The following is a 7,196-nucleotide window of genomic DNA, read 5'->3' on the forward strand; positions in this document are numbered from 1 at the left end:
GGGACAGGGAGGGGCGAGGACGGGGAGGGGGACGGGTCACAAAGAATCCACAAGAACGGTCCCTACCTTGCTGCCCGGCCGCAGGACCGCCCGTGCGGAGGCGGCCGAGTTGCCACCGACACCCAAGGGGAACCGCCATGCTCACGAACCGCAGGACCGCTGCTGTCTCGCTCGGCACCGTCGTACTCACCGGCGCGCTGCTCTCCGCCTCTCCCGCGCAGGCCGACGCCGGCGCTCCGTCCGCTGCTCCGTCGGCGAAGTCCGCGCCGAAGGGCGACGGAGCCGAGGCCCTGTGCAAGCGCCTCCCGAAGGTGGAGGCCCGGGTCGGCGCCGCCCTCACCCGGCTGAACGGCGACGCCACCGTGCCCGGGTCGATCGCCCGCCTGGAGAAGCGCGTCGCCGAGGCCAAGGCCGCCGGCCACACCGAGGTGCACACGTACCTCAACGGCCGTCTGACCGCCCGCAAGACCATGCCGGCGACCCTGCAGAAGCGCCAGGCCGACCTCAAGTCCGTCAGCGCCTGGTGCGCCGCCCGGGGCACCAAGTGACCGCCCGGATCCGCGGCGCCGCCGCACTCGCGGCCCTGGCAGCCGGTGCGGCGCTGCTCCTCACCGGCTGCGGCGGCGGCGCGGAGTCCGCGCCCGCCGGGCAGTCCGAACAGGTCGCGGACGTGCAGCAGAAGCTGGACGACGCCGAGCAGGCGGCCTCCGCCGCGGACCGGGACGCCACCGAGGACGACTGACCCGCGGCCGCCCGTGCCGCCCCCGGGCACCGCGTCCCCTTCGGCCGGCGCGTCCCAGCAGACGTCACGGTGGGTGTACGGGGTGCCCGGGCGATGCGGCGGACGGAGTCGGAGCAGCTCGTGGAGCAGCTCGCCAAGCACCTCCGGGAGGAAAGGGGCACGTTCTCGAACCGGCCCGCTCCCGCGTTCCGCAGTGATCTGGCTCACATGCTGTCACGTCATCCCATCGTCCGGTGTCTTGTGGCCGACCCCCTGACAGCGGAGGAGACGAGACACCATGAGCGAGAACACCCACGTGGTCGTGACGGGCGGCGGGTACGCCGGCGTCATGGCCGCCAACCGCCTGACGCAGCGCGACGACCTGACCGTGACACTCGTCAACCCGCGCCCCTCCTTCGTCCCGAGGCTCCGCCTCCACCAGCTGGTCGGCGGAACCCACGACGCGGTCGTCGACTACGCCGGGATCCTCGCCGCGGGCATCCGGCTGACCGTCGACACCGTGACCCGGATCGACGCGGCGGCGCGCAGCGTGGTGCTGGCGAGCGGCGGCACCGTCGGCTACGACTACCTGCTGTACGCGGTGGGCAGCGGCGCCGCCGAGCCGCGCGTCCCCGGAGCGGCCGAGTTCGCCCACCAGATCGCCACCCTGGAGGCGGCGCAGCACCTGCGTTCGGTGCTCGACGCCTCGCCTGCGGCGGCCGCGGTGTCGGTCGTCGGCGCCGGGCCGAGCGGCATCGAGACGGCGGCCGAACTGGCGGAGCAGGGCCACCGGGTGACCCTGCTCTGCGGCGGCGTCCTCGGGCCGTACCTGCATCCCCGCGCGCGGCGCACGGTCGCCCGGCGGCTCGCCCGGCTCGGGGTGACCGTCCTGGAGGGCCCCGAAACCAAGGTGACGGCGGTGACGCGTGATGCCGTACGGCTCGGGGACGGTCGCGAGCTGCCCAGTGCGGTGACGATCTGGACCGCCGGGTTCGGCGTGCCGGACCTGGCGGCGCGCAGCGGGCTGCGCACCGACGCGGAGGGGCGTCTGCTCACGGACGAGACGCTGACCAGCGTGGACGACGAGCGCATCGTCGCCGCCGGGGACGCGGCGGCACCCTCGGACCTGCCGTTCCGGATGAGCGCCTATGGCGCGGGCTGCCTCGGCGCCCACGCCGCCGACACCGTGCTCAAGCGTCTCGCGGGGCAGCAGCCCGCGCCGATCGACCTGTCGTTCCCGGCCATGTGCATCAGCCTGGGGCGCAGCGCCGCCGTCTTCCAGCTCGCCCGCAAGGACGACACCGCGATGCGGCTCTACGTCGGCGGCCGCGCGGGAGCGAAGCTCAAGGAGCTCAGCTGCTCGCTCAGCGTCAAGCACCTGGCCGACGAGGCGGGCAAGCCCGGCGCGCACAGCTGGCCCAAGGGCGACAACCGGCGGGAACAGCTGCGACTGGAGAGGCAGTTGCAGCCGCAGCAGCCCGAACGCGGCAGGGTGTCGCCCGACGCCGAACGGGCGGCCTGACCGCCGGCCGCGCGAGAGCCGAACGGGAACGGAACGGGAACGGAACGGGAACGGGAAACGAGAAGCGAGACATGAGCGATCACACCACTGACCCGGCGACCGAGACGTTCGTCGCGCACCGCAATCTGCTGTTCACCGTCGCCTACGAGATGCTCGGCTCGGCTGCCGACGCCGAGGACGTCCTCCAGGAGACCTGGCTGCGCTGGGTCAAGGTCGACCTCGATCACATACGCGACCAGCGCGCCTACCTGGTGCGGATCACGACCCGCCAGGCGCTCAACCGGCTGCGCAGCATGAAGCGACGCCGGGAGGCGTACGTCGGCCAGTGGCTGCCCGAGCCGCTGCTCACCACGCCCGACGTGGCCGAGGACGTCGAACTCGCCGAAAGCATGTCGATGGCGATGATGCTCGTCCTGGAGAGCCTCTCCCCGACCGAGCGGGCCGTGTTCGTCCTGCGCGAGGTCTTCGACGTCGGGTACGACGAGATCGCCGAGGCCGTCGGCAAGTCCCCCGCCGCCGTCCGCCAGATCGCCCACCGCGCCCGTCGGCACGTCGATGCCCGCCGCCCCCGCAAGCGGGCCTCCGCCGGTGAGACCCGGGCGGCCCTGGAGTCGTTCCGGCGTGCCCTGGAGACCGGCGACCCGCAGGACCTCCTCGACGTCCTCGCCCCGGAGGTCGTGCTGCTCAGCGACGGCGGCGGCATCAAGCGGGCCGCGCTCAGGCCTGTCGTCGGCGCCGAGAAGATCGCCCGCTTCTACCTCGGCGGCACCGCCAAGGTCGCAGCCGAGATCATCTGCGAGCCCACCGTGGTCAACGGCAGCCCGGCGCTCGCCGTACGCGTGGGCGGCGAGCTCGACGGTGTCATGGCCGTACGCGTCGAGGACGGGCTCATCACCGGCCTCTACTTCGTCCGCAACCCGGAGAAGCTGACCCGCGTCACCTCGGAGACCCCGCTCACCCTGCGCTGAGGGTCCGCCGCCGGCCCGAAAACCGCCCAGGCACCCAAGCACCCACGCGCCCGACCACCACGACACGGACCACGACGGGTGCGGGCCCGCCGTAGGCGAACTGCCCCAGCGGGGCGGCGGGCGTCGTGCCGGGCCGGTTGGTGACGCGCACGTCGACGATGCCGACTCCGTCGGGCGCGACCGTCCTGATCGACTCGCCGGACCGGTCGATGGTGAACTCGTACAGGCAGGAGCGGTTCGCCGTCGGCGTAGGGGGGGCTCACCGAGGTGATCGCCGACCGGTGGCCCGAGGCACCGCCGTACGGCGGCAGGTTCACCGAGGTCGTTCCCCACCTGACCATCGCCGACGGTCAGGAGGATGCCGTCCTGGACGGGATCGAGGCCGACCTCCTCCGCAGCCTCCCCTTCACCTCCCGGGTCTCGTCCGTCGACCTCCTGGTGCATGACGGCGCCCGGTGGCACGATCGGGCTTCGTTCGCCCTCCGCGCATGAACGGGCCGTGATCCCGGCCGGTCCACCGCAGCGGGTGGCCGACCTCGAACCACCGGGGTCACCCCGGGAGGCGGAAGCCGTTGAAGAGGTCGTCCATGCCGCGCAGGGCCAGCGGGGCGGGGGTGGCTCGGACGGCGAGGTCGCGGGCCGCCACGGCGACGGGGTTGCGGAGGGCGCCCAGGCGGCCGACCCGGCGGGCGCGGACGCGTACGGCGTCGGTCCGGTCGCGCCGGGCGGCGGTGTACGCGGCGAGGGCGGCGGCCAGGCCGAGGTCCGTGCTGTCGGTACGGTCTCCCGCCGGCAGGAGACGGGCGAGGACCACCGCGTCCTCGATGGCCTGGCAACCGCCCTGGCCGAGGTTGGGTGCCATCGCGTGGGCGGCATCGCCGAGCCAGGCGATGCGGCCGTGGTGGAGGGCCGGGAGCGGGGCGGCAAGGTCGTAGAGGTCGTTCTGGAGGACGTCGGCGGGGTCGAGGCGGCGGACGCGGTCCAGCAGGGCCGGAATCGGGGCGTGCCACGTGCCGAAGCGGTCCAGGAGTTCGGCCCGGGGGTCGGCCGAGCGGGTTCCGGCGGGGACGACGGCGGTGGCGTAGAGGTAGAACCGGCCGTCGGAGAGCGGGGTGACGCCGAACCGCTCGCCCCTCCCCCAGGTCTCGCTCATCGCCGGTATGCCGAGGTCCGGGGCGTCCACGATGGTCCGCCAGGCCGTCTCGCCGATGTAGTGAAGTCCCGGGTGGGCGGGGAAGTACGCGCGGCGCAGCGGGCTGCGGATGCCGTCGGCGGCGACGACCAGGTCGGCGGGAAGGTCCGGTCCGGCCGCGGTACGGACGGTCGGGTGGCCCGCGGAGTCGTCGACAGCGGTGGGAGCGGTGACGGAGGCGACGGCGGTGCCGAAGCGAACGGTCCCCGGTGGCAGCGCGGCCGCCAGTGCGGCCGTGAACGCGGGGCGCGGGACGGCGATCGGGGCTGTTCCGTAGCGGGCCGCCATGTCCGCGGTGGCGACGCGGGTGAGCCACCGGCCGTCGGAGCGGCGCACACCCATCGTCGCGGGGATGGCGCTGCCGACGGCGCGGACGGCGTCCGCCACCCCGATCGCGTCGAGGGCGCGCAGGGCGTTCGGGGCGAGCCCGATGCCGGCACCGGTGGCGGGGAGTTCGGGAGCACGTTCACAGACGGTGACGTGCCAGCCGCGGCGGTGCAGTGCATTGGCGGCCGTGAGGCCACCGATTCCGGCGCCGACCACCACCGCGCGTCGCTTCGGCATGCGCCACCTCATCGTCCGGATCCGGCACCCACTACAACTCCAGAGGATAAGGGGGGCGGCAAGGCCCGTCCGTGCCCCCGCATGCGCTTGCCCGTGCTTCGCGTGCGCCGCGTCCGTTCGGGTGACCTGCGTACCCGCGGCCTGGGGCGCAAACGTTCTTCCTTTCTAGGTTGATCTTGCTCCGCAGGGAGCCGGCGGTCCCACGGCCATGTCGCCGTGCCGCCCGTTCGCATCCGAATCCGTTTCCGGAGGAACCAATGCGTCGACTCGTCCCGTTGCTCTTCGCCACCGTCACCGCGGCCTGCCTGGCCGCCGTCCCCGCGGCGGCCGAACCCGCCTCGTCCACCGCCGCTCCGGCGGCGGTGTCCACGTTCGAGGGATCGAACTGTCCGGCCAACAGCCTCTGCCTGTACCGCGACTACCACTTCACCGGCGGCGGCATCGCGCTGAAGGCCGGCGACCACCTGCCGTGGCTGGGCGCCTACGGCTTCAACGACCAGATGTCCTCCTGGTCGAACGACACCGGCAGCGTCTGCTACTGGTGGACCGACGCCTACAGCGGTGGTGTAGGCCACGACATTAAGAACGGCTACCGCGTCAACGTGCTGCCGTCGGAGAACGACACGGCGTCCTCCGTCCGCTGCTACTGACCGGCACCCGGTCAGGCGGCGTCCGCCGGACTCACCGCCCCGCGGCTCAGGCCCGGGGCGGCTCGGTGAGCTTCGCGAAGTCGGGGGCGTAGACGGCCATCCAGTGCGGGTGCAGCCGGTAGTAGACCACCTCGTCGTCCCAGTCGAAGGCGTCGTCGCCGTAGAAGTCCTTGAAGTACGCGAGCAGGTCCGGCCAGTCCGCGGCCGGCTCGCGGCCTTCGGGGTTGAGGATCTCCACCGCACCGTGGGTGAACACGCCCAGGCCCTCCCCGCGCATGTGCGCGGCGCTGACGGCGGGGCGCGCGGCGAGGTGGCGGGCCTTGGCGGCGTCGCGCGCCGTGCCGAAGTACCACTTTCCGCGCAGGAAGTGCCCGTCCACACCGCTGATCCGCGGCTCGCCCTTCGCCGTCACGGTGGAGAGGGCGAGGGTGCACATGCCGGTGAGTACGCGGGTGAGCTGCTCCGCGGTCAGGGTGCGCTCGGTGTTGATGATGGAGCGGAGGTGCGGGGTGGAGCGGGAGAGGGAGGCGTCGAGGAGGGCCTGGAGCTCTTTGAGGTCTTCGGGCGTTTCGCGCATCGCGTCACTGTAGCCCCGCCCGGACGCCCGTCGGCGCGATTTCCCCGAGCCCCGCGGGCGAGCCCGCCCCGGCAGGTGAGGTCGCCGAGCGCCTCAGGAGTGCTGGTCGGCGGACGTCCACCGGGATGAAGCACCCGCCGCTGCCTGCCGAGTACTCCGCAAGCACCTCTCAGAGGTCCTTGCGCAGGAGGGTGCACATCGTGTGGTGGCGGCGGATCGAGCCGTCGGGTGCTTCCTCGTCCCAGGCGTCGGGCTTGCGGCCGTACGCGGCGTAGCCCAGGCGCTCGTACAGGGCGCGGGCGCGCGGGTTGTCCTCCTCCACGGCGAGTTCGGCCCGGAGCAGGCCGCGGCTCCGGATCCTCTGTTCGGCGGCTCGGATCAGCAGGGTTCCCAGGCCTCGGGACTGGAGTGCCGGGAGCACGGCGAGCTGCCACAGGTATCCGGCTCCCTCGCAGACCCCGTAGTCGACGCCGCCGATCGCGACCGGGAGGTCCGCCGGGGTGCACACCGCCAGGTAGTCCGCCTCGCCGGCCGCGGCGCGCGTCAACTCGTGCTCGACGTGGCGCAGGTGGGTGGCCGAACCCGACCAGGTGCATGCGGGCAGGTCGCGGGGCAGCAGGTCACGGACGCTGACGGGCAGCACGAGGGTCGTCTCGGGGGGTTCGGGGGTGTGGTCCACGGTGGCGAGCTTGCCTGCCAAGGCGTGGGCACGGCAACGTGTTTGCCCGGATGGGAAGGGCCGGGCCGGCCGGGGGAGCCCGACCACGAGATGTACGGGCTGGCCGGCTGGGTGCCGGAGGAAAGCGCCGGCGGCCAGCCTCTGCCTGGCGCTCGGCGAGGCGGTGAACGGCCCCGGCGGCCATTTCGGCGGATGCCCGGCAGCCGTCCGCGTCTGCCTGGGCGGCACCTTCGGCCACACCGCCCCCGCCACCCTCGTCTGGGAGGACGCCGCGGCGGCGAGCGCCGCCCGGATGACGCAGTGGGGCCGGCCTGCTGCCGGGG

General features: G+C 73.5%; 9 protein-coding genes and 1 pseudogene. 7 read left to right on the plus strand and 3 right to left on the minus strand.

Annotation, left to right across the window (positions count from 1 at the left end):
* Nucleotides 1–137: 137 nt before the first annotated feature.
* The 5 genes from HYE82_RS31870 (at nucleotide 138) to HYE82_RS31890 (ending at nucleotide 3,703) form a co-directional block, all read left to right on the plus strand.
* Complete coding sequence (locus HYE82_RS31870; protein ID WP_179177684.1) at nucleotides 138–548, plus strand: hypothetical protein; 411 nt, start codon at nucleotides 138–140, stop codon at nucleotides 546–548.
* On the plus strand, nucleotides 545–742 hold the full coding sequence (locus tag HYE82_RS31875) for a hypothetical protein (RefSeq protein ID WP_179177685.1): 198 nt from the start codon (nucleotides 545–547) through the stop codon (nucleotides 740–742). The genes HYE82_RS31870 and HYE82_RS31875 overlap by 4 nt, the downstream gene beginning before the upstream one ends.
* 277 nt (nucleotides 743–1,019) lie before the next feature.
* Nucleotides 1,020–2,243: an NAD(P)/FAD-dependent oxidoreductase gene (locus HYE82_RS31880; RefSeq protein ID WP_179177686.1), complete on the plus strand. Its 1,224-nt coding sequence runs from the start codon at nucleotides 1,020–1,022 to the stop codon at nucleotides 2,241–2,243.
* 71 nt (nucleotides 2,244–2,314) lie between these two features.
* Nucleotides 2,315–3,211 carry an RNA polymerase sigma-70 factor gene (locus tag HYE82_RS31885; RefSeq protein ID WP_179177687.1) on the plus strand — a complete coding sequence of 299 codons (897 nt, stop codon included), beginning with the start codon at nucleotides 2,315–2,317 and terminating at the stop codon, nucleotides 3,209–3,211.
* Between the two features lie 267 nt (nucleotides 3,212–3,478).
* Nucleotides 3,479–3,703: a hypothetical protein gene (locus HYE82_RS31890; protein WP_256987953.1), complete on the plus strand. Its 225-nt coding sequence runs from the start codon at nucleotides 3,479–3,481 to the stop codon at nucleotides 3,701–3,703.
* A 58-nt stretch (nucleotides 3,704–3,761) separates the two neighbouring features.
* Here HYE82_RS31890 and HYE82_RS31895 read toward each other — a convergent pair whose 3' ends face one another.
* Nucleotides 3,762–4,967: an FAD-dependent monooxygenase gene (locus HYE82_RS31895; protein ID WP_179177688.1), complete on the minus strand. Its 1,206-nt coding sequence runs from the start codon at nucleotides 4,965–4,967 to the stop codon at nucleotides 3,762–3,764.
* Between the two features lie 257 nt (nucleotides 4,968–5,224).
* Between HYE82_RS31895 and HYE82_RS31900 the strand changes: the two genes are divergently transcribed.
* A complete protein-coding gene (locus HYE82_RS31900) occupies nucleotides 5,225–5,617 on the plus strand; it encodes a peptidase inhibitor family I36 protein (RefSeq protein WP_179177689.1) in 393 nt (130 codons plus the stop codon).
* A 46-nt stretch (nucleotides 5,618–5,663) separates the two neighbouring features.
* Here the strand turns inward: HYE82_RS31900 and HYE82_RS31905 are convergent, their stop codons facing one another.
* A complete protein-coding gene (locus HYE82_RS31905) occupies nucleotides 5,664–6,194 on the minus strand; it encodes a pyridoxamine 5'-phosphate oxidase family protein (protein ID WP_179177690.1) in 531 nt (176 codons plus the stop codon).
* A 169-nt stretch (nucleotides 6,195–6,363) separates the two neighbouring features.
* Entirely contained in the window at nucleotides 6,364–6,873 is a 510-nt protein-coding gene (locus HYE82_RS31910; protein WP_179177691.1) for an N-acetyltransferase, read from the minus strand.
* Nucleotides 6,874–7,012: 139 nt separating this feature from the next.
* On the opposite strand from HYE82_RS31910, the pseudogene HYE82_RS38605 reads away from it, so the two are divergent.
* A pseudogene (locus HYE82_RS38605) lies at nucleotides 7,013–7,196 on the plus strand (hypothetical protein); the annotation flags it as partial.

The organism is Streptomyces sp. BR123 (assembly GCF_013401435.1).
In the GTDB taxonomy this organism is placed as follows: domain Bacteria; phylum Actinomycetota; class Actinomycetes; order Streptomycetales; family Streptomycetaceae; genus Streptomyces.